This window comes from Bradyrhizobium sp. Kon56, from assembly GCF_055807635.1.
This window is the reverse complement of the sequence record NZ_JBVVOU010000534.1, coordinates 1-251: the sequence shown is the minus strand read 5'-3', so window position 1 is coordinate 251 and position 251 is coordinate 1. Positions and strand designations below refer to the sequence as shown.

At 59.0% G+C, this 251-nt stretch carries 1 protein-coding gene; it reads left to right on the top strand.

All coding sequences use genetic code 11. From position 1 onward, the window contains the following. Positions 1 to 226 (top strand): transglutaminase-like cysteine peptidase (locus AC0L3B_RS39950; RefSeq protein ID WP_473383457.1); only part of this gene is annotated, 226 nt, incomplete at its 5' end. Positions 227 to 251: the final 25 nt, after the last annotated feature.

Below are 251 nucleotides of genomic sequence, written 5' to 3'. Positions count from 1 at the left end.
CCACGCGCTGCTCGAACGAGGATGGCCGGCGCGTGCCTTGCTGTTGGCGGAAGTCGTGACCGGCTCGGGTGAGCATCATCTTATTCTCGTGGTCAGGACGCGCTCGGGTGACGTCGTTGTCGACAATCTCAACGCGAATGTCCGGCCGTGGTCAAAGACCAATTATCAGTGGGTCAGGATGCAGTCGCCGCAAAACCCGCAATTTTGGTCAAAGGTTGCGGCTTAAGCCTCGTTTGCGCACCTCCTTGGAG